Source organism: Clostridium sp. TJA020 (assembly GCF_058310295.1).
In genome coordinates this window covers 65,930-90,435 of sequence record NZ_JBZEFC010000007.1, presented here as the reverse complement: position 1 = coordinate 90,435, position 24,506 = coordinate 65,930, and the positions used below count along the sequence as shown (strand labels likewise).

Below are 24,506 nucleotides of genomic sequence, written 5' to 3'. Positions count from 1 at the left end.
TAGTCTGTATTGAGGTGATAAAATGTATAAAAAAAGTATTGATTCCATATTAAAGGAATTCTCTACTGATAAAAATAATGGTTTATCAGATGAAGAAGCTAAAAGACGTTTAGAGAAAAATGGACCTAATAAACTATCTTCTAAAAAACCCAAGACACTTTTTAATATTTTTCTCTCACAAATAAAAGATGCAATGATATATATCCTTATAGGAGCCGCAATAATTTCTAGCTTAATGGGAGAATATAGCGATTCTATAATAATACTTATAGTTATATTTATTAATGCAATTATTGGTGTAATACAAGAATCTAAAGCTGAGAAAGCACTTTCTGCACTTAAGCAATTATCTACTCCTAAAGCACTAGTTAAACGTGATGGCAATATAATCGAAATCCCATCAGAAGAAGTTGTAGTTGGTGATATTGTAATAATAGATGCAGGGAGATATATCCCTTGTGATTTAAGGTTAATTCAAACTGCTAACTTAAAAATAGAAGAATCAGCTTTTACCGGTGAATCATTACCATCTAATAAAAATGCCGATAAATTATTTTCTGAAGATATACCTATTGGCGATAGAACTAATATGGCTTATATGTCTACTCTTGCTACATACGGAAGAGGTATTGGTGTTTGTGTATCTACAGGAATGAATACTGAAATTGGTAAGATTGCTAAAATGATAGATGATGAAGATGAAGAATTAACTCCTCTTCAAAAAAAATTATCTGGTCTTGGTAAAGTACTTGGAATTGCTGCTATTATTATTTGTTTACTGATTTTTGGAATTGGAATAATTCAAGGAAGAGATTTATTTGAAATGGCTTTAACAGCAATAAGCTTAGCTGTTGCAGCAATACCTGAAGGTCTTCCTGCAATTGTAGCAATAGTTCTTGCACTTGGAGTTCAACGAATGATTAAGCAAAATGCAATAATAAAAAAGTTACCAGCCGTTGAAACATTAGGCTCTGTAAATATTATTTGCTCAGATAAAACTGGTACTTTAACATTAAATAAAATGACTGTAAGAAAAATATTTGATAATTCCACATTAATGGATGTTTCATCAATAAATAATTTAAATGATAACTTAAATCTATTATTTGAAGCAATGGTTTTATGTAATGATGCAACATCATCAGATAAAGGAGCAACAGGTGACCCTACTGAAATAGCTCTTTTAGATGTAGGATTAAAATTTAATATTTTTAAAGATGATTTAAACTCAAAATATACTAGAGTTGATGAAGTTCCTTTTGATTCTGACAGAAAACTTATGAGTACAATTAATAAATATGAAGATAATTATAGAGTTCATACAAAAGGAGCAATAGATTCTTTATTTAAAGTTTGTAATAAAATTCTATTAAACGGTGAAATTAGAAACTTAACTGATGAACTTAAAAATGAATTACTAAATAAATCAAATCAAATGTCAGATGAGGCCTTGAGAGTTTTGGGTGCTGCTTATAAGGATATTCCTTCTAAAAGTATAGAAATTGATAGTATAGAAAAAGATTTAATATTTTTAGGACTAATGGGTATGATTGATCCTCCGAGAGAAGAAGTTAAAGATTCAATTTCTCTATGTAAAACTGCTGGTATAAGGACAATAATGATTACAGGAGACCATAAAAACACAGCTTATGCCATAGGAAAAGAACTTGGAATATCAAATGATTTTAATGAGTGCATTATGGGTAGTGAATTAGATACTATGTCTGATAAGGAACTTGAAACTAATATAAATAAGTACAGAATATTTGCTAGAGTATCACCAGAACATAAAGTAAAAATAGTTAAAGCTTTTAAAGCACATGGTAATATAGTTTCAATGACTGGTGATGGAGTAAATGATGCACCATCGTTAAAAGCTGCTGATATAGGCGTTGCTATGGGAATTACAGGAACTGATGTTGCTAAAGGTGCTGCTGATATGATATTAACAGATGATAATTTTACTACTATAGTAAATGCAGTAGAAGAAGGTAGAAATATATATGCAAATATAAAAAAATCTATATCATTCTTACTATCTTGTAACTTTGGAGAAATTATAGCATTATTTATTGCTATTCTGTTAAATTGGATAGCTCCACTTCAACCTATTCATATTTTGTGGGTTAATTTAATAACTGATAGTTTCCCTGCCCTATCACTTGGAGTAGATCCTTTAGATGATGATGTAATGAAAGATTCGCCACGAAATCCAAAAGAAAGTATTTTTACAAAAGATACAATAATTTCTTTAATTATAAATGGATTATCAATAGGTTTAGTTACATTAATAGCTTTTAAAATGGGACTTAATTACTATAAAAATTCAATAGTTCATGCTCAAACAATGGCATTTGTTGTACTTAGCGTATCACAACTTTTCTTATCTCTTTCAATGAGAAATAGCAGAAAGTCTATATTTGAAATTGGATTATTTAAAAATAAATATTTATTGCTTTCTATACTTCTAGGAATAGTTCTTCAAATAGCCATAATATCAATTCCTTTCCTAGCTTCTGTATTTAAAGTATATTCTTTGTCTATTAATGACTTTATTTTTGTATTTTTAATTTCTCTTGTACCTTTAGTAATTAATGAAATTGGAAAATTAATTTTACGTATTACAACTAAATAAAAAAGTGAGCAAAATTTTGCTCACTTTTTTTAATTCTTTAACTTAGTTCCTTCTGGAGTTTGTTCTATTAGACCTTCTTTCATTAATCCACCTAACGCCATCTTGAAATAATTTTTACTTGTCTTAAATATTTCTCTAATTTCTTCTGGATTAGACTTATCATTGTATGGCATAACTCCACCATTTTCATTTAAGTAGTCTAATATTAATTCTTTAATTTCTGATCTAGCATCTAATCTTTTTTTTCTAGTTGTAAGTCCAATTGTTCCATCTTCGTATATTCTTTTAACTCTAGCCTTAAGAACTTGACCTGGATATATTGTTTCTATATGCTCATTTCCTAATATTATTCCCCTATACTTTCCATTTACAGCAACTTTTATAGTTGTTGATGATCCTTTACCATATGATATAACTTCTACTTCATCATCAACATTAAATCCTTCTCCTTGATCTAAATAATCATCAACATCTGTAGTTGCTGCAAGTCTTCCTGTTTTATCTATATATGCATAAAAAAGATACTTCTTTCCAACTAATAGCTTAAATCTTTGCTCCTTCATTGGAATAAATAAATCTCTTTCTAATCCCATATTACAAAAAGCTCCAAAATCATTTTGATGAACTACTTCTAAATAAGCAACTTTCCCAACTTCAATTAATGGTTTTTTCATAGTTGCAACAGGTCTATTATTAGAATCCATATATGTAAATACTTCTACTTCATCTCCTAAATTAACTTCTACACCATTTAATAGTGCCTTAGGTAATAATATTTCATTTCCTTTTTCATCTTTTAAGAAAAATCCAAAATCTCTTTCCTTTGCAACTTCAAGCTTATTATATTCTCCTATTTTTATCATTTTTCCTCCTAAGTTAAATATATTCTTTACTAATTTCAATATAATGTTTGGCTGATTTTCTTATACTTTCTATTTCTTCTTCTGTTAATTTTCTTACTGCCTTTGCTGGTCTTCCCATAATAAGAACACCTTCTTCAAAAGTTTTATTTTGAGTTACAAGTGAGCCTGCTCCAACAATAGAATTCTTAGATATTTTAGCTCCATTTAAAATTATAGAATGCATTCCAATTAAAACATTATCTTCTATATTACAGCCATGTACTATAGCTCCATGACCAACAGTTACACCATTACCAATAGTAATTGAATAGCCTGGATCCCCATGTAAAACGCAATTTTCTTGAATATTAGTTCTATTTCCAATTTCTATTTTACTCATATCCCCTCTTAATCTAGCTCCAAACCAAATATTACAATCTTCTCCGATAGTAACATCTCCTATTATATCAGTGCTTTCTGATAAATAAGCACTTTCATTTATTTTAGGTTCAATTCCTTTAAAACTTTTTATCATAATATTCTCATCTCCATTTTAAACATTTATTTTATTTTATCATTTAAATAAATTATTGTCATTATTTTATCATCTATATCACTATATATAACTATAATCAATTTTAAAGGTATTAAATAATGGGAAAAAAATCATATAATATTTTAAATCCAAAACAGATTAATATATTTTATGGCATACCAAATGCTTATACATCTTACTCTACTGGTAAAGTATCACCTTATGAGGCATTTAATTATTGTTATCATAATAAACTAAATTTTTTAATTACTACAGATCAAAATAGCTTTTTTAAAGATGAACTTAAAAATTCTAACAAATGGCTATCCCTTCAAAAAATAAGTAATAAATTTTATAAAAAACATGAAAGTTTTATACCATTAATAGGTTTTGAAGCTAAAACCCTTCCTTACGGCGATATGTACATTGTTAATTCTAATTCCTATTTTTTAGGTGAAGTAAAAAATATAAATTTACTAATATTATGGATGCTTAGAAATCATGATGCATTTTTAATAATGAAAAATCCTATAAAAACAACTGTTTCATTGCCTTATAATTCTATTTTAAATAGCATAATAACTTCAGTCGAAGTTTGTAATGGTGAATTTGGTAAAAGATATATAAGAAGAGAAAAATATTATTTTATGCTTTTAGATAAAGGATGGAAGCTCGGGGCTGTAAATAGTCAAAATAATAAAACTTTAAATTTTGGAGACTTTGATAATTTAACTGGAGTTGTGTGTACAAAATTTAATAAAGAAAATTTAATAAATGCTTTTAGAAAAAGACATACATTTTCCTCAGAAAGTCGAAGCCTAAAACTTTATTTTTTTGCAAATAATACTTTTATGGGTGGAATAATAAATAAACCAATTTCTTCTTTAAAGTTTTCTATAATTTTAGAAGACCAATATTTTAAAATAGAAAAGATAGAAATAATAACAAACAAAGGTACTACTCTTCATTCAATAGATAATATAAAACTTCATAAAGTTAAATATCTTTATGAACATATTATTGAAAACTCTCAAAGCTGGTTCTTAATAAAAATATATCAAGAAAATAATAGGGTTGCTATAAGTTCCCCTATATTTATACAATAAAAAAATCCAAAGCCCTAACTTTGGATTTTTATTTTTTTAAATGTTTAGCTCTATTTGGCTTAGCCTTTGATTTAATAACTATTTTCTTTTCTATTTTAGGACCACCAGTTTGATGTATGTCCATAAACCATAAGAAAGCTACTATTATAATAACTGTTATACCTAAACCTACCCATTGGTTTTTCACAACACCTAACATTTGTACAATAAATAATACAATTGCTACAGCTAATGGTATAAACTTGTTTATACGAATTTTTGGAAATAAAAATTTCTTACAAAGAGCGTATACACCAAGTATTATTGCTATCATTACTACAATATATAATATTTGTAAAACTATATTTAGCATTTTGCTTGCCCTCCTATTTTTAACTATATAAATATCTTAATTTAATTTGCAAATCTTTTCAAGTATAAAGGTTAAAAGATTGCCTTTTTTCAATTTTATATTTAATCTATTTATAAACAGGTATTTTCTTATTAAAATAATAATATTCCTTTAAAATTTTAAACATTTATCATTTTTGCCTTTCTGAATTAAATGTTTTTTGATAAAATATAGTGTGACTATAGAGCAAATAAAAATTTATAGATTATTATCCAATGAGGTGGTTTAATGGCTGTAAATACACATTTACAATTAGATGATTTAGACTTACAAATATTAGATTTATTAATAAAAGATTGCAGAACACCATACCTAGAAATAGCTAGAATATGTCATGTAAGTGGTGGTACTATACACGTCAGAATGAAGAAAATGGAAGACATGGGTATAATAAAAGGAACTCGTATAATACTTAACCTTCCAAAACTTGGTTATGATGTTTGTTGTTTTGTTGGTATATATGTTGATAAAACATCTTCATTCGATACAGTTATAGATCAAATACAAAGCATAACAGAAGTTGTTGAACTTCATTTAACTACTGGTAATTATTCAATGTTCGCAAAATTATCATGTAAGAATATCGAAGATTTACAAAATATATTATTAAATAAAATTAATAATATATCAGGTATTCAAAGAACTGATACATTTATTTCTCTATCACAACCTATAGATAGAAATATAACTCTTTAAATTTTAGTATAATACTTCCTTAAATAGGTCAAAATATTATAGACAAAATTTATTTTGAAGGAAGTGTTTATTATGAAATTTCTTGATAGGTTAGCACTTTTATTAGTTATAATAGGTGCAATTAACTGGGGACTAATTGGATTCTTTCAATTTGATTTAGTAGCTGCATTATTTGGAGATATGTCTGCTATAAGTAGAATTATATATTCTTTAGTAGGTATTGCAGGACTTTATGCTATTTCTTTCTTTGCAAAAAGCAGATATATAAATGATTAATAAAAAATATATGAGAGGCTTTAAAGCCTCTCATATATTTTTTATCTAAATCCTAAAATCAAACCAACCTGATAAACTATAGTTGATACTATAAGTGCAACTAAAAACGTTCCTACAGCTGCAAATATAGTCCATTTCAATGAATTTGTCTCTCTCTTTATTGCTCCAAGTGCTGCAAGACACGGTGTAAATAAAAGTGTCATTACCATATATGACATTGCTGAAAGTGGTGTAAAATGTGCTGCTATTGCTGATGTAAGTTCTGCTCCTTCTGAAACTCCAGCATATAACATTCCTAGTGTCGCAACAACTGTTTCCTTAGCAATTATTCCTGAAAAAAGTGCTACTGAAGCCTGCCAAGTTGCAAAGCCTGCAAATGTATAAATTGGTGCTATAAAAGTTCCTATTCTACCTAAAATTGAAGCTTCTCCATATTGTTCAACTCCAAATGGAAGTACAGATAATACCCAAATAACTATAACTGCTGGAAAAATTATTACTCCTGCCTTTTTAGCAAAAGCACCACCTTTTTCCCATGTTAAAGTAAGTACATTCTTAATTGAGGGAACTCTATAACTTGGAAGTTCCATAACAAAATATGATGACTCACCTTTAAAAATAGTTTTACTTAATATTTTTCCACAAATTAATGCTATAATAATTCCTAATATATAAAGACTTACAAGTATAAGTGCTGCATGTGTTTGAAAAAAAGCATCAATAAATACTAAATATATTGGAAGTCTAGCTCCACAAGATACAAATGGATTTATAAGTATCGCAATCATTCTATCTTTCTTACTTTCTAAAGTCCTAGTTGCCATAATTCCTGGAACATTACAGCCAAATCCAATTATCATTGATATAAATGTTTTACCGTGAAGTCCTAATGATTTCATAATTCTATCCATTATATATGCAGCTCTCGCCATATAACCACTGTCTTCTAAAAACCCCATTAATAAATACATAACCATAATTAGTGGTAAAAAACTAAGAACTGCTCCAACTCCTGCAAATACACCATCATTAACAAATCCTGTTAAAAATTCTGGTGCCCCCAAAGCTTCAAGTTTTCCTACAACAATTTCTCCTAAATCTCCTATTAAACCTCCAACCCACTCTTGTAGAAAACCTCCAACTTTAAAAGTAATAGCATATAAAATATACATAATTACAGCAAATATAGGTATTCCTAAAAATTTATTTGTAACTATCTTATCAATTTTATCTGATAATGTTTTTTTAGAATTTTTTGGTTTATTTAAGATACCTTTAGTTATGTTGCTTATATAACTATATCTATCATCTACGATAGCCATTTCTGGATCTATTCCCTCTAATTCTGTATATTCATCAATCAACTTATCTGATAAAGTAATAATATCCTTATATCCCTTATCTTCTATATAATCTTTTATATAATTATCGTTTTCTAATAATTTTAAAGCTATCCAATCTGATTCATAATCAAATTTAATATCATTAAAACTAATTTTATCTTTTATAATATTTACCTTATTTGATAATTTATCATTTAACTTTAAAATATTTTTTTTATCTTTATTTAAATTAACTGAACTCTCTATTAATTCCTCTATCCCTATTTTTTTAGTTGCAACAGTTTCTACTACTGGTATACCTAATCTTTTAGATAATTCTTTTGAATCTATATTTATTCCCTTTTCTTTTGCATTGTCCATCATATTAAGAGCTAATACTACATTTGCTCCAAGTTCTAATAATTGAACTGTTAAATATAGATTTCTTTCTAAATTTGATGCATCTACAACATTAATAACCACATCTGGTTTCTCTTTTATAATATAATCTCTTGCAACTATTTCATCTTCTGAATATGCACCTAAACTATATGTTCCTGGTAAATCAACAACAGTATATTCCTTATTTTTATATTTTAATATACCCTCTTTCTTTTCTACAGTGACTCCTGGCCAATTTCCTATATGTTGTCTTGATTTTGTTAAAATATTAAATATACTGCTTTTACCACAATTAGGATTTCCCGCTAAAGCTATTTTCATTATTTATATCCCCCTAAAAATTATTCTACAATTATCTTTTGTGCCATTATCTTACTTACTGCAAATCTTGATTCATTTACTCCTAAAATCATATATTCTCCATCATTTTTTATTATTTCTATTAAACTTCCTTTATTTATTCCCATTTCATTAATTCTTTTACTAAATTTATCATTAAGTTTAACATCTTTTACTTTTACTTTTTTTCCTTCTTCCACAAATGTTATTGGAATCATATACATTCCCCCTTATATTAAAATAGCATCAGCTTCTTCTTTCCTTAAAGTTAACTTATATCCCCTAAGTGATACCTCAATAGGATCCCCAAGTGGAGCCTTTCCTGTTACTTCTATAGAAACTCCAGGTGTTACTCCCATATCCATAAGCCTTCTTTTTATTGAACTATCTTTGTTGATACCTTTAACTATTATTTTATCTCCTACATTTAAATTTCTTATCTTATCCATAAATCCACCTCATTTAACCTTATATTATTAGTTTTAAACCCTTATCTGTAACTTCCCATTTTATTATTGGATTAAGTGTCTTTTCATTGCATCCACAACTACAACCTTTACATTTCTCAGTTGTACAACTTTCTCTTTTTATGTATCCTCCACTTTCTAATTTCTTTTTATATTCACTTATAATTTCTTCACTTATATCCAATGCTTTAGATATTCCTTCAACTGAAAAATCATTATTTTTATACATATAATTAATTATCTCTTTAATCAAAAAAACACCTCCTTTTTTTGATAATGATTATCACTATTTATAATATATTTATCTTCCATTTATTTGTCAATTTCTAAAATTACCAGTATATTTTAATTATCCTTTAAATACTCCTGTTAAACTATAAATACTTTATAATTTATATCAATTGAAATTTATTATCATTTATTCAAATAAAAAAACTTAGACTATATAAAATAGCCTAAGTTTTTTCTTATAATTTATAATTTTTTAATTTCTTCAAATAGTTCTAAAGCTGCTTTTCTAGGACCCTCTTTTTCTTGTCCTTTAACACCAAGACAAGTTCTTATTTGACCTACTTTAACATTTGATTTAAACATTGCATCAAAATATTTATCTAATAATTCATTAGTTTCATCTTGTTTTTGAGCTGGTCCAAATGGATTTGCAAAATATGATTCAACCAATCCTGTTTCTGATGTAGTTCCTTTTGCCATTCTTGCACCAAATCTAAATACATTTATAGCTTCTTTAGGTGTTTTGAAATAGCTTATTGATTTTTTATCATCTTCTACCTTTTCGTAATTATTAGCATAATAGAATAAATCAACTTTATATCCTTCAATAATAGCATTATATGGAGCTACAGGAACAACTAATCTTGCATTTATTTTATCTGGATTCATAAATATACTTCTATCCATTTCTTTAAATGCATAACCTTGATCTAAGTCATCAAGTCTAACGAAAGCACCTATTTCTGTTCCATAACCATATATATCTCCGTCTTTAAGCTTAAATGTTCCCATATCATCAAATATTATAGTCATATCTGATATATATTCCTCACTTAAAGTTCTAAATGCTTCTAAGCTTTCTGATTTTCCTGCACCACTATCTCCCATTATTGCTACATTAGCTGTTTTTCCATCTTTTAATACTATATTTACCATAGCTCCATGTATTGGAAGATTTCCTCTTTTTATCATTATTAAATTATGAAGAGTTAATGTCATCTTTTTCATATAGCCAAAATAATCAATTTCATCTGAATAGCTTACATATCCAAGCATTATATCATTTTTCTCATCATCATAAAATACAGTTTTAGGCTTCTTGTCTTCACCTTTTCCACCAAATATATAAATCATATCAGGCTTTCTTCCTCTGCATTCTTCTTTTCTTGCCATTTCAAAAAGGTTACATAAAGTAACTCCATGTTCCATAAAATCTCTATGAAAATATATATAAGCTAAAAGTTCTCCAACCTTTGCCGGATAACAGAACCAATGGTCTTTACTCATTCTAGAGTACTTCAATGGATTTTGTTTTGTCTCACTAAACATTCCTGTTCTAGTATTTCTCTTAGGATAAGTTATAAATGGCGTTTCTAATAAAATACTATCTATAAATGGTATATCTTCTAAAACTTCATATCCTTTTGGAATTGGCCATATTATATCATTTATCATAATACAAGAGTTTCCACCTGCTGGTATTTGTCTAAATACTTTAGGTTGAACTCCTAAAACATTTTTTTCTACCTTTCTATAGAAACGCAATATTAATTTTGATAATCCATCATTGGCTTCAGTAAAACTTACTTGAGCTAATCCATTCTCCACTTTTCCTCCATGAATTAATGTATATCTTTCAAGTCTTCTCCAAAATAAATAAAATTCTTCTACAAATCTTATAAATTCTTCTTTCTTTTCTAATAGCCCTTTATATTCACATTTAAATTCATATATTTCTTCTACACTCATAACAGTTAGAAATTTTAGTATTTTAGATAAATTATCTCTTAATACGCTAGTTTCTCCACTATTTAACTCTGTCTTTAAATATCTATAACTTAATGAATTTTTTCTTTTAGCTACTCTTAAATAAGATTCTAATACTCTTCTGAAGCCTTCACTTTCCAATAAGTCTTCAAACGTCTTACAATATTTAGCAGTAAAATTAATAATAACTTTATCATTGCTTATCGAAAATTCTTTTTGCATATAATTGCCCCCTTTATGCAATTTTATCTACATAAAAATTGCATTTTTTTATAAATTCCATTAATTTAAACTCATTATAACATACTTTTTGAAATTTTGGGAATAAAAATTTTTCATTTTTTATTTAAATTCGACAAAATACAGATTTTTTCTAAATTTCAAGCAATATTTTTCGTGTGTTTTTATTCACTTATTATATTAACTAATACTGCATAAATTATGCATTATTTAAAATTTTGTTAAAAAAAGAGTTGTTTAAAACAACTCTTAACCTACTTTTATCATATTTTTTATAACTTCATTTCTAACTTTTTCTGTTAAACTTTTTTCTTCCTCTTTAGTTAATGAATCTGTATATATTGGTTTACCAAAAACAATAGTAACTTTTCCTGGAATAAACTTTCTATTATCTTCAAAACATTTTGATGTTCCATCAATTGAAAATGGAACTATAGGTGATTTTGCTTTAACAGCAAGTTTCATACTTCCTTTTTTAAATTCATGAACTTCACCATCTTTTGATCTTGTTCCTTCTGGAAATATAGCCATATTATGTCCTTTTTTTAAATATTCTACTCCTTTTGCTATAACTTTTATTGCATCTCTTGGATTAGACCTATCTAAAGCAACGCAATTCATATTTGCAACCCAAAATCCTAATACAGGAACCTTTAAAACTTCTTTTTTGGCAATAAAACCAACCTCTCTTTTACTTGCATGTTTAAGTACAGGTATATCTAAAATACTTTTATGATTTCCTATAAAGGTACATGTTTCTTTTGGTATGTTTTCATATCCCTTTACTTCTATATTCATTCCTGTCATTTTTATAGTAAATTCACTCCATTTTCTAAATACCTCTTGTCCATATTTAAAAGCTTCTTCCTCACCTTTTGTTTTATATATATGCTTAAACTTAATTCCTTTTAATCTAACAAAAAGCATATATATCCCATATTTAATAAATTTAAATATTTGCATAATTTCACCTCTTATAAAATTTATAAAAATATACATGTTTATTAAAATTTTTATATTATTTAATAAACTTATCCTTTATCATTATACAATATGATGATAAACTGATACAGTAAATATTAAGATTGGAGGAACAAAATGAAAAAATTATTAAAATCATCTCTTCTAATAATTATTTCTATGTTATCACTAACTCTGTTTGGATGTAAAGATTCTAATACTAACAATAAAACTTCAAATACATCTAATATGACTGTACATTATATAAATATCGGGCAAGGAGATGCTGAGCTTATACAAGTAAACGGTAAAAATATGCTTATTGACTCTGGTTCTAGAACGAATGAAAAAGATTTAATTTCTTATTTGGATAAGTTAAAAATTAAAAAATTAGATTATGTAATTGCAACTCATCCCCATGAAGATCACATAGGAAATATGGATAAAGTTATAGATAAATATGAAATTGGTAGCTTTTATTCACCAAAAATTACTCATACAACAAAAAGTTTTGAAAATATGATAAATTCTTTAAAGAAAAAAAATCTAAAAATAAATGTAATTAAAGAAGGTATCGATTCTATAGACTTAGGTAAAAATACTAAGGTTGAAATATTTTCTCCTAAAAGTGGGGGGTATGGAAAAGATACCAGCATGAATAATTACTCACCTATAATGAAAATAACTTATGGTAAGAATTCATTCTTATTTACTGGAGATGCTGAGAAACTTGAAGAAAATTATGTTTTAAATAAAAATTATAACTTAAAATCAGACGTTCTTAAATTAGGACATCACGGTTCTTCAACATCAACATCTTATAAATTTTTAGAAAAGGTTGACCCTTCAATAGGAATAATATCCTGTGGAATAGATAATAAATATGGTCATCCTCATAAAGAAACTTTAGCAAATTTAAAGAAGTTAAAGGTTAAAATTTACAGAACAGATAAAGATGGTACTATAGTATTAGAAAGTAATGGAAATAAAATAACAAAAATAAATTAATAAAAATAATAAAGAAAACACTTAATGTTATTTTAAGTGTTTTCTTTATTTTCTGTATTTATAATTTCTAAATTTTCCTCTATTTTTATATCTTGTTTAGTAATATCTTCTTCTAAATCTAATTCCTCATCTTCTATTTTTATATACTTTTTCCAATTAGTATATATGTAATAAAGATTTACAACGTCTTGTTCATTATAAAGAAGTATTTTTTCTATTTTTTCTTGTGGCATTCTTTTAACATAGTCGCTATCTTTCATAACTTTATGGAAAGTCTTAGCTAAGTTAGATCCACTTATAACCTCTCCTTGTCTATCTATATTAAATATCTTTTCTAGCTTTTTAAGCCCTATAGAGGTTTTCATATCCTTTTCATATGCTTTTTGAAGATCTATTGATATAAATTCTTCTTTAAAGTTATATGATATTTTATTTTTATTGAATAAGTAATTTATAACTGTAAAATCATTATTACCTGAAAAAGTAGATATTGCTTTTTTACCATTTTTCTTCATCTCTTCAAAATATCTTAATGCTAGATTCAATATATCAATACTTTCTCTCTTATTTTCTATCATATATTGAGTTACATAAAGAGCATTATTTTGTTTATTATATACACAAGCTCCAAAAACACCTATGCATTTAGGCTTCTTATAAACATAATGTTCTAAATCAAAGAAAATAATTTCTTCTGGTAAAATCTCTCCTTCTTCATATAAAAAATATTCTTTTTCAAATTTATCTACAGGTATAATGTTTTCCTTTATAATCACAGTATCACTCTTTCTTATTCAAATTGTATATTCCCTACATTAAGATTATACGTTACATCTTTTCTTTCTACAATAACATTTATCCTTTCTGATAACTCTTTATCTGATGTAACCTTTCTTAAAAGTTCTTTTGTTGGATTCATACAATATGGATTACCTACTTTACTAAGCATAGTATAGTCTCCTGCAGTATCTCCGTATGCATAACTTTTTTCTAAATCTATATCATATTTTTCTTGTAATTCTCTTATTGCTTTTTCTTTACTTTCACTATCCCACATTGGAATAACATCACCAGTATATTTACCTCTTTTATCCAATGTATATTCTGCACCTCTATAATCATTAAAACCATGCTTTAATGACATCTCTTTAACTAATTCAATAGGTGAACCAGAAACTGTTATAAGAATATGTCCTTGTTCTTTATGCCACTTAATTCTATCTCTTGTAAAAGTATATACTCTATCACCTTTTTGTTTTATAACTTTTTTAGCTATAAATTCTATCTGATGCTTACTTAATCCTTTTATAGCATCCATATATACATCTATCATTTTTAATAAATATGTATCATAATCTCCCTGTCTTCTATCCCATTTTTCAAAATCTTTTCTAACATCATTATACCATTTTTCAGGTTCAATAATCTCATATCTTATCATCTTCTTAAATACTTCTGTTATTAAACCTTCTCTATATAATGTTCCATCAATATCAAAAAAAGCTGCTATATTTTTAGCCATAATAAGACCTCCTTTTTCTTAAGTTATATATTTCTTTATATTATACATATAATTGTATCTTTTGCAAAACATCTCCTATTAATCATTTATTTTTTGTCTTACCAAAATTTTTATGTATATTATTTTTACATTAAACATTGACTTCTAAATCCATATAATGATATTATAATTATATGATAATGATTTTCATTGCGAGGTGTTATTTTATGGAATTAATAAATTTAAAACCAGGTGAACATGGTATTATAGAAAATATTTTAGGTGATAATAAATTAACAAAAAGATTATTAGCTTTAGGTTGTATAGAAGGAACTGAAGTAACTTTAAAAACTGTTGCTCCTCTTGGCGATCCATTAGTTATTAATTTTAGAGGATTTGATTTAGCTATTAGAAAAAAAGACGCTAAAAACATAATTTTATCAGCTTAATATGGTTTATTGACTTTAGGAGGGACAAACATGAAAACTATAGCATTGCTAGGGAACCCAAATGTCGGTAAAACTACTCTTTTTAATGCACTAACAGGCTCAAAACAATACGTTGGTAACTGGCCAGGTGTTACTGTTGAAAAAAAAGAAGGTTATTTTGATGACTTAAAAATAGTAGATTTACCAGGTATTTATGCAATGGATACTTTTTCTCACGAAGAAAAAGTTGCAAAAAAATTTTTAGAAGAAGATAATGTTGATGTTATATTAAACATTGTAGATGGATCTAATTTATCCAGAAATCTTTATTTAACGACTCAACTTAAGCAATTTAACAAGCCAATTGTACTTGCTATAAATATGATTGATGTAGTTAATAATAAAGGATATGAAATTGATTATAAAATTTTATCAAAAGAATTAGGAGTTACTGTAATACCAATTATAGCTGCTAAAGGTGAAGGTATTGATTTAATAAAAGAAACATTAAATAGTAACGACTTTATAAAAACTACTGATAATTCTAAGTTCAAATTTGAAAATGAAAAAGAAACATATACTTTTATAGAAAATATTTTACATAAATGTGTTAAAAAGAAAGATACAAATAAAAAAGATTTAACTGAAAAATTAGATAAAATATTCTTAAATCCATTTTTAGCTTATCCACTTTTTATATTAATAATGGCGTTCATGTTCCAATTCACATTTTCATGGGTTGGACAACCTATTTCAGATTTGCTAGATGGATTTTTAAATGACTCACTTATTCCATGGTTGCATACAGTTTTAGCTTCTACATCTCCATGGTTCCAATCTTTATTAGTAGACGGAATTGTTGGTGGTGTTGGTGGAATACTAGTTCTTCTTCCAGTAATACTTGCATTATTTATATGTATAACATTTTTAGAAGACAGTGGTTACATGGCAAGAGTTGCTTTCTTAATGGATAAATTCATGAGAAAAATGGGTCTTTCAGGTAAGGCATTTATTCCAATGATAGTTGGATTTGGATGTTCAGTTCCTGCTATAATGTCTGCAAGAACTCTTGAAAGCGAAAAAGATAGAAAGCTTACAGCACTTCTTGTACCACTTATGTCATGTAATGCTAGACTTCCTGTATATGCATTATTTGCTTCAGTATTTTTCACTGAACATAGAGGATTAGTTGTTGCTTCATTATACTTGCTTGGAGTTATTATAGCATTCTTAATTGGTATGCTATTTAAAAATACTATATTTAAAAAAGATGAAGAGCCATTTATAATCGAGTTACCTAATTATAAGGTTCCTCAACTTTCATCAATTGCAAAACAAACTTATGATAAAGGTAAAGGCTTTATAAAGAAAGCTGGTACTATAATTTTTGCTATGAGTGTAGTTATTTGGTTCTTATCAAACTTCAATTTACATGGAATGGTTGAAAGTGTTGATCAAAGTATACTTGAAGCTATAGGTTCATTTATAGCACCAATTTTTGCTCCTTTAGGATTTGGAAATTGGCAATCATCAGTATCATTACTTAGTGGACTTTTAGCAAAAGAAACTGTTGTTTCTTCAATGGAAGTAATATTCAATGGTGACTTAAAGCTTATTTTACCTCAATTCTTTACAGCAATTTCAGCATATTCATTCTTAATATTTACTTTATTATATGTACCTTGTGTATCAACTGTAGGTACTATGAAAAAAGAATATGGTACTAAATTTACTATCTTCTCTGTTATATATCAATTAGTTCTTGCTTGGGTTGTAGCATTTATATTCTACAATGTGGCTTCCCTATTTGTTTAAAGGTAAGGTGATATAAATGGAAATTATTGTAACAATAGGAATTGTAGCTGTAGCTGCATATATAATATATAAAAATGTAAAAAAATCCTCAAAGGGTGAATGTAATTGTGGTTCTTGCCATAAGAAATGCCCTTCTAGGAAAAATTAAAAAAAGCTGCTTATATAAGCAGCTTTTTTATTTTCTATAAAGAATCTATTAAATCATCTACATCTTCATGCTTTGATTTAAACTTATTAACTAATCTATCATAGTATATAGTTATTGTTGCTACTGTTGGTGATGCTAAAAGCATTCCTAAAGCTCCAAAAAATCCGCCTCCAATAGTTACACCAAGTATTATCCAAAAAGGGCCTATACCAACCTTATTACCAACTAATTTAGGCTCTAAATACCAAGCATCAAATTGTTGAACTGCTAATAAAAATATAAATACTATTATAGCTTTCATTGGAGATACAAAAACTTCTACTAATGCACATACAACCATACCAACAAATGGTCCAAAATAAGGAATCATGTTAGTAAATCCAACAAATATTGCAAGTAATATTGCATATGGAACTTTTATTATCATAAGACCAATAAGAGAAATAAATCCTATTATTGTTGAATCTATTGCTTTTACACCTATATATGTTCCAATCATTTGATTATATGTCTTAAATAAGTTAATTATAGCTATGCCCCATTTTTCTTTTAATACCATGATAACTATTAATTTTATTTGTTTTATAAAGTTTTCTTTATCTAATAACAAGTAAATTGATATTAAAAGTCCAAATCCAATTTGAATTACTCCTGTTGTTATACTTAAAAGAGAACCTACTGCACCTTCCAATGCTGTAATTGCAACTCCACCTACCTTGGATGAAATACTAGTTAAAGTTTTCAATACTCCTGCATCTTGCATAAGTGCATAAAACTTATCATTTTGAAGTGCATTATTAACCCAACCTTGTACAGTATTAACATAGTCAGGTATTTCTTTTGTTATTGATATTATACTATCTACTAAAGCTGGTATTCCGTAAAACCCTATTAAAAAAAGTACAATTAATATACATAAATAAGTAAGTCCTACAGCTGCACCTTTTTTTAATTTTAATTTCTTTTGAAAAAACTTCATTAAAGGATTTAAAATATAGGCAAATATTATTGCATAGAAAAACGGTGCCAATACAGATAATAACTTCTTAAAAATTGATAAATAAACATCATAATTATCAACAATCTTATAACCTATAATAGCTATAATAGCTATTATCAATACATTTTTATATATAGAGTTTCTTCTATTCATCTACTTCACCTCCATTTTTACTAACATTAAATATTTTAAATTATATCACATTTTATATTTAAAATTCTTAAATAAAAAGAAACTTTACATATATAGAAAACAATATTAAAACTATTTTAAATACTTTTATAAAAAAACTAGGAAACATATAATGAATCCTAGTTTCTTAATATTTATTACATTTTATCTACAACATCTATACCTAATAGAGCTAAGCCATTTTTAATAACTTGTAAACTTGCTTTAACTAAGCTAAGTCTTGCTTTCTTAAGCTCTTCATCTTCTAAATTTAATACTGAATGAGCATTATAGAATTTGTTAAATAATTTCGCTACATCTATTACATATCTTGTAATAACTGATGGTTCAAGTTTTTCTACTGCTGAGTGTATATTTTTCTTAAAGTTTTCTAATGCTTTTATTAATTCAAATTCTTCTTTTGAATTTAATTTGCTATAATCAACATTAGTTAAATCAATATCCCCAGCTCTTTCTAATATGCTATTTCCTCTTGCATATGAATATTGAACATATGGACCAGTTTCCCCTTCAAATGAAAGTATTTCTTTCCAATCAAATATAATATCTTTTTCTCTTGAATTTTTAAGATAAGTAAATACAACTGCTCCAATACCAATTTTCTTAGCAACTTCTTCTTTATTTTCTAAATCTGGATTTTTTTCATTTATAACTTCTAACGTTTTAGCTACAGCTTCATTTAATAATTCATCTAAAAGAATTACTTTACCTTTTCTTGTTGACATTCCACCATCTTTAAACTTAACTAATCCAAAGCCTACATGCACACAGTCATTAGCCCAATCCTTTCCAGCAAGTTCTAATACTTTAAAGAATTGTTTAAAGTGTAATGCTTGTGGTGTTCCAACTACATATATTGATTTATAGAAGTCATAAGTATTTTTTCTATAGTTTGCAGCTGCTAAGTCTCTTGTTGCATATATAGTAGCTCCATCACCTTTTAATATTATACATGGTGGCATATTATATTCATCAAGCATAACAACTTGAGCTCCATTACTCTCAGTAAGTAAATTTTTATCTCTTAATTCATCGATTATAACTTGCATCTTATCATTATAGAATGCTTCACCTGCTAATGAATCAAATTTTATTCCTAAAAGATCGTATACTCTATTAAACTCTTTTAAGCTTAATTCTCTAAATCTTTCCCAAAGTGCTGTTTCTTCTGGTTCACCATCTTCTAGTCTCTTAAAGTGCATTCTTCCTTCGTCAACTAATGCTGGATTTTTTTCTGCTTCATCATGGAATTTAACATATATTCTTAATAATTCTCCTATTGGATCTTTTTCTAAAGCTTCTTCATCAACCCATCTATTATAAGCAGCTATAAGTTTACCAAACTGAGTACCCCAGTCTCCTAAGTGATTTATTCCAACTACATTGTAGCCTTCTTCTTGGAATAACTTATAAAGTGAATTACCTATTGAAGTTGAAAAAAGGTGTCCTACGTGGAAAGGTTTTGCTATATTTGGTGATGAATATTCAACACATACAGTTTTTCCTTCTCCAATCTTTGAACTTCCATATTTATCGCCTTCTTTTAATACAGTTTCAATTGTAGATTTAGTGAATGCAGCCTTATCTACAAAGAAGTTAACATATGGTCCTAAATTTGTTATTTTTTCAAAACCTTCTTTATCTAAATTTGAAGCTAATTCTTCAGCTATCATATTTGGAGCTTTTCTCATAACCTTTGCTAATTGAAAGCAAGGAAAAGCATAATCTCCCATTTCTGGCTTTGGTGGTGTTTCTATAAGTTTTTTTATTGTTTCTACATCTAAATCTACATGTTTGCTAATTAATTCTGCTATTATTTGTTTGTAATCCATTTTCTAATCCTCCTTAATATTTTCCGTAAAATATAAAAACCGCCTCTTATATAAAATAAGAGACGGAATAATATCATAAATTTCCGCGGTACCACTCTTTTTGCACAAAGTAATGCCACTCTTTTTTGTTAACGCAAATGATTTAAATTTGCGGCACTCCCTACTCATTTCAGGCGCTTCTCCAAGGCTCTCTTCAAGTAATCTATCTATAAGGCTTACACCAAACTCCTTATTCGCTAAAAAGAATTAATTACCCTACTCTCCTCTTCATAGAATTTATATTTTACTTTCTTTCATTATATTATACATATATAATTGTAATAATGTCAACAAATAGTTAAATATTATTATATATAACATATAATAAAAAAATGTTGTATAATGTATACTATATAAATATTTAAATCTTATTTTTAAGGAGTTTATTATGAGAAGAATTGGTGTTATTGAAATAGGCGCTAACTCAGTTACTTTAACATTAAACGAAGTTGAAGACGATGGTTATTTTAGACCGATTGATGAACTAAATACATCAATTAGACTGTGCCAAGATTTAGTATATGGAGATAAGTTATCACCTGATAAATTAAATACTGCTTTATCAACTTTAAGAACATTTAAGTCTATGTGCAAAATATCATGTGCCGAAAAAATAATTGCTATTGCTACTGAAGATTATAGAAATGCTTCAAATAGCTCTATGTTATTTAAATTAATAAAGGATGAATTAGGTATAGATATAACTGTATTAGATATAGAAAAAGAAATATATTTTAATTTCTTAGGTGTTTCAAATACAACTTACTTCGATAATTATCTTTTAGTTGATATAGAAGGATTATCAACTCATTTAGCTTGGGTTAAAGATGGCGAAATTAAAAATTGTTATTCACTTCCTGTAGGTACTTTAAACCTTACATATGAATATGAATTACAAGATAGAATATTAAATAATAATATTGAAAATGCAAAAAGTAAAATTATATCATGCTTAAAAGAATGTACTTGGATTAAATATTGCGATTCCCCTTCTATAGTTGGTGTAGGTGGTACTATTAAATGCCTTAGTAAAATAGACAGGTCTAGAAAACGCTATCCCCTTGATATAGAACATAATTATAATTTAAATGATATAGATGTTCAAGAAATATATAACTTATTAAAATGCAAATGTCTAAAGCAACGTTATCAAGTTTATGGATTACCTAACGAACGTGCTGATATAATGGTTGCAGGACTTTGTATATTAAATAATATACAAAAGTATAGTGGAATTACAAATCTAGTAACTTCATCTAAAGGACTTAGCGAAGGTATTATGTATAAATATATAGATGAACATTATGACTATGAAAAAGATATGCTTACATTTAGTTTAAAAGGAATAATGAATAAACTTAATATAAATAAAAATCATGCAAAAAATGTTTATAACCTTGCAATGAATTTATTCGAAAATTTAAGACCAATTCATAAACTAAATGATAATTATAAAAAAATATTAAAAACTGCAGCATTATTACATGATTGTGGTATAAGCATAGATTATTATAATCATCATAAGCATAGCTTTTATGTTATATTAAATTCATCTATAAATGGTCTAAGCCATAAAGATTTATTGATAAGTGCTACTGTTGCTGCATCTCATAGAAATAATTCTTATCATATTCCTTATCCACAATTTAGTTCTATTATAAATAGAATAGATATTAATGCAATAGAATATTTAGGTTCTATAATAAAAATTTCTGAAAGTTTAGATAGAAGCTTAGGTGGGGCTGTTAAAGAATTAATCGTAGATATTTTACCTGAAACAGTTGTAATTAAATTAAAATCACCATTAGATTTAGAATTAGAAATTCGACAAGCAATGAGAAGCTCATATTCATTCAAACAAATATATGGAAAAGATTTATCAATTGAAAAAATAGATTAATGAAAAACAGTTAGCAATTAAAACATTGCTAACTGTTTTTTAAAAAAATAATCCAAATATACTTCCTACAATACTTGATAATAAATTCATTATTAGATTTGCTGGTATTTTAATTATAGGGCCAGCTAAAAATATTACTGCTAAAAATATTACAAATTGATATCTATATATACTATCTGATATTTTATAAAAATGTTTAGGACTTATATCTCTAAGTATACTAAATCCATCTAAACCTGGTAATGGCAATAAATTAAAAACAAATAATATTACATTTATTCCTACTATTTGTGATGCCATACTAAATAAAACTGAAAATAATGTTCCTTCTAATACTCCTGAAGTTCCTAAAATAAATATTAACGTATAAAGGACCATTCCAAAGAATGCTACTATTAAATTTGCAATAGGACCAGCTAAGCTTACCTTCAAATCATCTTTATAATAATTTTTAAAAGCTGATGGATTAACTTGTACAGGTTTAGCCCAACCTATTCCGAAAAATAATATACATAAAGTACCTATAGGATCTAAGTGAGCAATTGGATTTAAAGTAAGTCTCCCCTGAAATCTTGGTGTTTTATCCCCAAGTCTATCTGCCATTTTAGCATGAGCATATTCATGAAAAGTAAATCCTATAAGTATAGCAGGTAACATTAATATTTTACCTAATAAAAATTCCATTTAAAATTCTCCTTTTCCATTTTATAGTATTATAACATAAAACACAGCTTTTAAAAATAAGCTGTGTTTTGTTTATTATAAAGTTATTTTATTAATTTTATATATGTTTTTGTGTATTTGATACTTTATCTGAATTCTGATCGTTTGTTCCATTTCCTAAGCCTGATTCGTTTCCTGAATTAGGCTTATTTCCTGATTCTACATTACTACCTGATCCTGTATTGTTATTATTATTATGATTTGTATTATTTCCAGGATTCTTATCTGTATTTGTTTGATTATTACTATTAGTATTACCACTTCCTGAAGTTGAACCACTTGATGGTTTCTTATTTGGAGTTGTTCCGGAATTAGTATTTCCTGAAGTTGAACCACTTGATGGTTTATTATTTGTGTTTGAATTTGTACTTGGCTTTTTGTTGTGATTTATTGAACTATTTGAATTCCCACTTCCACTACCAGTATTATTATTTGGTTTTATTTCTGTTTTTGAATTACTAATAGGTGGAATGTAATCTTCATCTTTTTCTTGAAGTGGACCATTATCTTTAATATGCTCTTCATTAGCTCCCATATATTGTTCAAGTTTAGATTTCCACTTTTCTATATTATAACTATCTTTTGTTGGCTTTTTATTATTAAATATAAAATCATCCATAATCTTTGAACATTGTTCTTTATCTATAATTAAAACCCAACCTTTATCTTTATAAAGTCCTCCCCATGAAATATCGTCACTTACAGGGATTCTTAATTGTTCAAATGTAAGGCTTGGAAACTTAGAAACAGTGTATGCATAATTTAATATCATCGCTGGTTCTATATTTGTTTTTACATATGGTAATAACTCACCCATAACTGATGGATATTTAATAACACTTAAATCCTTAAATTTCTGTGTTACTAAATCTATTACCCTTCTTTGCCTTTCTGTTCTTTCATAGTCCCCATCTCCAACTTTTCTTATTCTAGCATAAGCTAAAGCCTGTTGACCATCTAAATGTTGCATTCCTGGTTTTTCTATTTTTGGAGATTTAACCTTTTCGTATTCTCCAATAAACTTATTTAATTCTTTTATTTCATAATCGTGTACATCTACATCAATACCTCCAACAGCGTTAATTATTGATGTAAAACCATTAAAGTTAACCATTACATATTTATTTAATGATAAATTAAAATTTTCCTTTATTGTCTTCATTAATAAATCTGGTCCACCAAATGCTAATGCAGCATTTATTTTTTGCTCTCCATGTCCCGGTATGTTTACTAAAGTATCTCTCATAATTGAAGTAAGTTTTAATTTTTTATTATTATTATCAATTGTTGCAATAATAATAGCATCTGCTCTTGCAGCCTCATTTAATTTACGAGCATCAGTTCCTATAAGTAATATATTTGTTATTCCTGGTTGCTCCTCATAAGTCACTTCTTCTCCACTAGTATTTCCTTGATATATATGACCTCTTATATACATATAAGTTCCACCAATACCTAGAATAATAAGAAGAAAGACAATTCCAACTGAAAGCAATATTTTTTTCTTTTTAGACATTTTCTTTTTTTCAGTAGAATTTGTTTTTTTCTTATCTCCCTTTTGTTGCATATTTTACCTCCCTAATAAATTTAAGAATTTTTATTAAACATAATTTTTATTAAATTAACATTTTGTTAAATTCAGTTAACTAATAACATTATAATAGACTTTTTGACATAAAACCAGTATATTCGAACTTATAAAATTACAAAT

At 26.9% G+C, this 24,506-nt stretch carries 24 protein-coding genes and 1 other annotated feature; of the genes, 9 read left to right on the top strand and 15 right to left on the bottom strand.

Annotation, left to right across the window (positions count from 1 at the left end; genetic code table 11):
* Positions 1–22 precede the first annotated feature (22 nt).
* Positions 23–2,635, top strand: coding sequence for a calcium-translocating P-type ATPase, PMCA-type (locus AC4FQ1_RS10915; RefSeq protein WP_491169661.1), 2,613 nt, complete (start codon positions 23–25; stop codon positions 2,633–2,635).
* Positions 2,636–2,664: 29 nt separating this feature from the next.
* Here AC4FQ1_RS10915 and AC4FQ1_RS10910 read toward each other — a convergent pair whose 3' ends face one another.
* Together AC4FQ1_RS10910 and AC4FQ1_RS10905 are read right to left on the bottom strand one after the other, a co-directional pair.
* Positions 2,665–3,498, bottom strand: coding sequence for a CvfB family protein (locus tag AC4FQ1_RS10910; RefSeq protein ID WP_491169660.1), 834 nt, complete (start codon positions 3,496–3,498; stop codon positions 2,665–2,667).
* 13 nt (positions 3,499–3,511) lie between these two features.
* Entirely contained in the window at positions 3,512–4,012 is a 501-nt protein-coding gene (locus AC4FQ1_RS10905) for a gamma carbonic anhydrase family protein (protein WP_303128840.1), read from the bottom strand.
* 119 nt (positions 4,013–4,131) lie between these two features.
* Between AC4FQ1_RS10905 and AC4FQ1_RS10900 the strand changes: the two genes are divergently transcribed.
* Positions 4,132–5,118: a histidinol phosphatase gene (locus tag AC4FQ1_RS10900; protein WP_491169659.1), complete on the top strand. Its 987-nt coding sequence runs from the start codon at positions 4,132–4,134 to the stop codon at positions 5,116–5,118.
* A gap of 28 nt (positions 5,119–5,146) precedes the next feature.
* On the opposite strand, the gene AC4FQ1_RS10895 is transcribed toward AC4FQ1_RS10900, so the two are convergent.
* Positions 5,147–5,470, bottom strand: a complete 324-nt coding sequence (locus AC4FQ1_RS10895; RefSeq protein WP_491147596.1) for a hypothetical protein — start codon at positions 5,468–5,470, stop codon at positions 5,147–5,149.
* 267 nt (positions 5,471–5,737) lie between these two features.
* On the opposite strand from AC4FQ1_RS10895, the gene AC4FQ1_RS10890 reads away from it, so the two are divergent.
* Positions 5,738–6,205: an Lrp/AsnC ligand binding domain-containing protein gene (locus AC4FQ1_RS10890; RefSeq protein ID WP_303128844.1), complete on the top strand. Its 468-nt coding sequence runs from the start codon at positions 5,738–5,740 to the stop codon at positions 6,203–6,205.
* Between the two features lie 72 nt (positions 6,206–6,277).
* Entirely contained in the window at positions 6,278–6,481 is a 204-nt protein-coding gene (locus AC4FQ1_RS10885; protein WP_303128846.1) for a DUF378 domain-containing protein, read from the top strand.
* Positions 6,482–6,522: 41 nt separating this feature from the next.
* Here AC4FQ1_RS10885 and feoB (AC4FQ1_RS10880) read toward each other — a convergent pair whose 3' ends face one another.
* The 6 genes from feoB (AC4FQ1_RS10880) to AC4FQ1_RS10855 all read right to left on the bottom strand — a co-directional run bounded on the left by feoB (AC4FQ1_RS10880) (position 6,523) and on the right by AC4FQ1_RS10855 (position 12,212).
* Positions 6,523–8,529 (bottom strand): ferrous iron transport protein B, encoded by a 2,007-nt coding sequence (feoB, locus tag AC4FQ1_RS10880; RefSeq protein WP_491169686.1) that lies wholly within the window; start codon positions 8,527–8,529, stop codon positions 6,523–6,525.
* A gap of 17 nt (positions 8,530–8,546) precedes the next feature.
* Positions 8,547–8,762: a FeoA family protein gene (locus AC4FQ1_RS10875; RefSeq protein ID WP_303128849.1), complete on the bottom strand. Its 216-nt coding sequence runs from the start codon at positions 8,760–8,762 to the stop codon at positions 8,547–8,549.
* A 12-nt stretch (positions 8,763–8,774) separates the two neighbouring features.
* Positions 8,775–8,993 (bottom strand): FeoA family protein, encoded by a 219-nt coding sequence (locus AC4FQ1_RS10870; RefSeq protein ID WP_303128851.1) that lies wholly within the window; start codon positions 8,991–8,993, stop codon positions 8,775–8,777.
* Between the two features lie 19 nt (positions 8,994–9,012).
* On the bottom strand, positions 9,013–9,264 hold the full coding sequence (locus AC4FQ1_RS10865; protein ID WP_491147602.1) for a FeoC-like transcriptional regulator: 252 nt from the start codon (positions 9,262–9,264) through the stop codon (positions 9,013–9,015).
* A gap of 221 nt (positions 9,265–9,485) precedes the next feature.
* Positions 9,486–11,231 carry a phosphoenolpyruvate carboxykinase gene (locus tag AC4FQ1_RS10860; RefSeq protein ID WP_491169658.1) on the bottom strand — a complete coding sequence of 582 codons (1,746 nt, stop codon included), beginning with the start codon at positions 11,229–11,231 and terminating at the stop codon, positions 9,486–9,488.
* A gap of 267 nt (positions 11,232–11,498) precedes the next feature.
* On the bottom strand, positions 11,499–12,212 hold the full coding sequence (locus tag AC4FQ1_RS10855; RefSeq protein WP_491169657.1) for a lysophospholipid acyltransferase family protein: 714 nt from the start codon (positions 12,210–12,212) through the stop codon (positions 11,499–11,501).
* Positions 12,213–12,347: 135 nt separating this feature from the next.
* On the opposite strand from AC4FQ1_RS10855, the gene AC4FQ1_RS10850 reads away from it, so the two are divergent.
* Positions 12,348–13,217, top strand: a complete 870-nt coding sequence (locus AC4FQ1_RS10850) for a ComEC/Rec2 family competence protein (protein WP_303128856.1) — start codon at positions 12,348–12,350, stop codon at positions 13,215–13,217.
* 32 nt (positions 13,218–13,249) lie between these two features.
* On the opposite strand, the gene AC4FQ1_RS10845 is transcribed toward AC4FQ1_RS10850, so the two are convergent.
* The gene (locus AC4FQ1_RS10845) at positions 13,250–13,993 is read right to left on the bottom strand and encodes a ribonuclease H-like domain-containing protein (RefSeq protein ID WP_491169656.1); all 744 of its coding nucleotides are present in this window, start codon (positions 13,991–13,993) and stop codon (positions 13,250–13,252) included.
* Between the two features lie 14 nt (positions 13,994–14,007).
* Positions 14,008–14,739, bottom strand: a complete 732-nt coding sequence (locus AC4FQ1_RS10840; RefSeq protein WP_303128859.1) for an HAD-IB family hydrolase — start codon at positions 14,737–14,739, stop codon at positions 14,008–14,010.
* 206 nt (positions 14,740–14,945) lie between these two features.
* On the opposite strand from AC4FQ1_RS10840, the gene AC4FQ1_RS10835 reads away from it, so the two are divergent.
* Genes AC4FQ1_RS10835 through AC4FQ1_RS10825 form a run of 3 tightly spaced genes read left to right on the top strand, consistent with a single transcriptional unit; the run spans position 14,946 to position 17,109 of the window.
* Complete coding sequence (locus AC4FQ1_RS10835) at positions 14,946–15,167, top strand: FeoA family protein (protein WP_303128860.1); 222 nt, start codon at positions 14,946–14,948, stop codon at positions 15,165–15,167.
* A 30-nt stretch (positions 15,168–15,197) separates the two neighbouring features.
* A complete protein-coding gene (gene feoB / locus AC4FQ1_RS10830; protein ID WP_303128863.1) occupies positions 15,198–16,961 on the top strand; it encodes a ferrous iron transport protein B in 1,764 nt (587 codons plus the stop codon).
* Positions 16,962–16,977: 16 nt separating this feature from the next.
* The gene (locus AC4FQ1_RS10825) at positions 16,978–17,109 is read left to right on the top strand and encodes a FeoB-associated Cys-rich membrane protein (protein ID WP_491147611.1); all 132 of its coding nucleotides are present in this window, start codon (positions 16,978–16,980) and stop codon (positions 17,107–17,109) included.
* Positions 17,110–17,143: 34 nt separating this feature from the next.
* Here the strand turns inward: AC4FQ1_RS10825 and AC4FQ1_RS10820 are convergent, their stop codons facing one another.
* On the bottom strand, positions 17,144–18,262 hold the full coding sequence (locus tag AC4FQ1_RS10820; protein ID WP_491169655.1) for an AI-2E family transporter: 1,119 nt from the start codon (positions 18,260–18,262) through the stop codon (positions 17,144–17,146).
* Positions 18,263–18,438: 176 nt separating this feature from the next.
* Positions 18,439–20,133 carry an arginine--tRNA ligase gene (gene argS, locus AC4FQ1_RS10815; protein WP_303128868.1) on the bottom strand — a complete coding sequence of 565 codons (1,695 nt, stop codon included), beginning with the start codon at positions 20,131–20,133 and terminating at the stop codon, positions 18,439–18,441.
* Between the two features lie 55 nt (positions 20,134–20,188).
* Positions 20,189–20,413 (bottom strand) — a binding site (T-box leader).
* A gap of 147 nt (positions 20,414–20,560) precedes the next feature.
* On the opposite strand from argS, the gene AC4FQ1_RS10810 reads away from it, so the two are divergent.
* Positions 20,561–22,072, top strand: a complete 1,512-nt coding sequence (locus tag AC4FQ1_RS10810) for a Ppx/GppA phosphatase family protein (protein WP_303128870.1) — start codon at positions 20,561–20,563, stop codon at positions 22,070–22,072.
* Positions 22,073–22,111: 39 nt separating this feature from the next.
* Here the strand turns inward: AC4FQ1_RS10810 and AC4FQ1_RS10805 are convergent, their stop codons facing one another.
* Positions 22,112–22,756: a site-2 protease family protein gene (locus AC4FQ1_RS10805; RefSeq protein WP_303128871.1), complete on the bottom strand. Its 645-nt coding sequence runs from the start codon at positions 22,754–22,756 to the stop codon at positions 22,112–22,114.
* A gap of 97 nt (positions 22,757–22,853) precedes the next feature.
* The gene (locus tag AC4FQ1_RS10800) at positions 22,854–24,362 is read right to left on the bottom strand and encodes an LCP family protein (RefSeq protein WP_491169654.1); all 1,509 of its coding nucleotides are present in this window, start codon (positions 24,360–24,362) and stop codon (positions 22,854–22,856) included.
* Positions 24,363–24,506: the final 144 nt, after the last annotated feature.

What these genes read in the sequence shown, in the direction of transcription:
- AC4FQ1_RS10915 (WP_491169661.1), top strand. Translation starts at nt 23, where the DNA reads ATGTATAAAAAAAGTATTGATTCCATATTAAAGGAATTCTCTACTGAT.
- AC4FQ1_RS10910 (WP_491169660.1), bottom strand. Translation starts at nt 3,498, where the DNA reads ATGATAAAAATAGGAGAATATAATAAGCTTGAAGTTGCAAAGGAAAGA.
- AC4FQ1_RS10905 (WP_303128840.1), bottom strand. Translation starts at nt 4,012, where the DNA reads ATGATAAAAAGTTTTAAAGGAATTGAACCTAAAATAAATGAAAGTGCT.
- AC4FQ1_RS10900 (WP_491169659.1), top strand. Translation starts at nt 4,132, where the DNA reads ATGGGAAAAAAATCATATAATATTTTAAATCCAAAACAGATTAATATA.
- AC4FQ1_RS10895 (WP_491147596.1), bottom strand. Translation starts at nt 5,470, where the DNA reads ATGCTAAATATAGTTTTACAAATATTATATATTGTAGTAATGATAGCA.
- AC4FQ1_RS10890 (WP_303128844.1), top strand. Translation starts at nt 5,738, where the DNA reads ATGGCTGTAAATACACATTTACAATTAGATGATTTAGACTTACAAATA.
- AC4FQ1_RS10885 (WP_303128846.1), top strand. Translation starts at nt 6,278, where the DNA reads ATGAAATTTCTTGATAGGTTAGCACTTTTATTAGTTATAATAGGTGCA.
- AC4FQ1_RS10875 (WP_303128849.1), bottom strand. Translation starts at nt 8,762, where the DNA reads ATGATTCCAATAACATTTGTGGAAGAAGGAAAAAAAGTAAAAGTAAAA.
- AC4FQ1_RS10870 (WP_303128851.1), bottom strand. Translation starts at nt 8,993, where the DNA reads ATGGATAAGATAAGAAATTTAAATGTAGGAGATAAAATAATAGTTAAA.
- AC4FQ1_RS10860 (WP_491169658.1), bottom strand. Translation starts at nt 11,231, where the DNA reads ATGCAAAAAGAATTTTCGATAAGCAATGATAAAGTTATTATTAATTTT.
- AC4FQ1_RS10855 (WP_491169657.1), bottom strand. Translation starts at nt 12,212, where the DNA reads ATGCAAATATTTAAATTTATTAAATATGGGATATATATGCTTTTTGTT.
- AC4FQ1_RS10850 (WP_303128856.1), top strand. Translation starts at nt 12,348, where the DNA reads ATGAAAAAATTATTAAAATCATCTCTTCTAATAATTATTTCTATGTTA.
- AC4FQ1_RS10840 (WP_303128859.1), bottom strand. Translation starts at nt 14,739, where the DNA reads ATGGCTAAAAATATAGCAGCTTTTTTTGATATTGATGGAACATTATAT.
- AC4FQ1_RS10835 (WP_303128860.1), top strand. Translation starts at nt 14,946, where the DNA reads ATGGAATTAATAAATTTAAAACCAGGTGAACATGGTATTATAGAAAAT.
- feoB (WP_303128863.1), top strand. Translation starts at nt 15,198, where the DNA reads ATGAAAACTATAGCATTGCTAGGGAACCCAAATGTCGGTAAAACTACT.
- AC4FQ1_RS10825 (WP_491147611.1), top strand. Translation starts at nt 16,978, where the DNA reads ATGGAAATTATTGTAACAATAGGAATTGTAGCTGTAGCTGCATATATA.
- AC4FQ1_RS10820 (WP_491169655.1), bottom strand. Translation starts at nt 18,262, where the DNA reads ATGAATAGAAGAAACTCTATATATAAAAATGTATTGATAATAGCTATT.
- argS (WP_303128868.1), bottom strand. Translation starts at nt 20,133, where the DNA reads ATGGATTACAAACAAATAATAGCAGAATTAATTAGCAAACATGTAGAT.
- AC4FQ1_RS10810 (WP_303128870.1), top strand. Translation starts at nt 20,561, where the DNA reads ATGAGAAGAATTGGTGTTATTGAAATAGGCGCTAACTCAGTTACTTTA.
- AC4FQ1_RS10805 (WP_303128871.1), bottom strand. Translation starts at nt 22,756, where the DNA reads ATGGAATTTTTATTAGGTAAAATATTAATGTTACCTGCTATACTTATA.
- AC4FQ1_RS10800 (WP_491169654.1), bottom strand. Translation starts at nt 24,362, where the DNA reads ATGCAACAAAAGGGAGATAAGAAAAAAACAAATTCTACTGAAAAAAAG.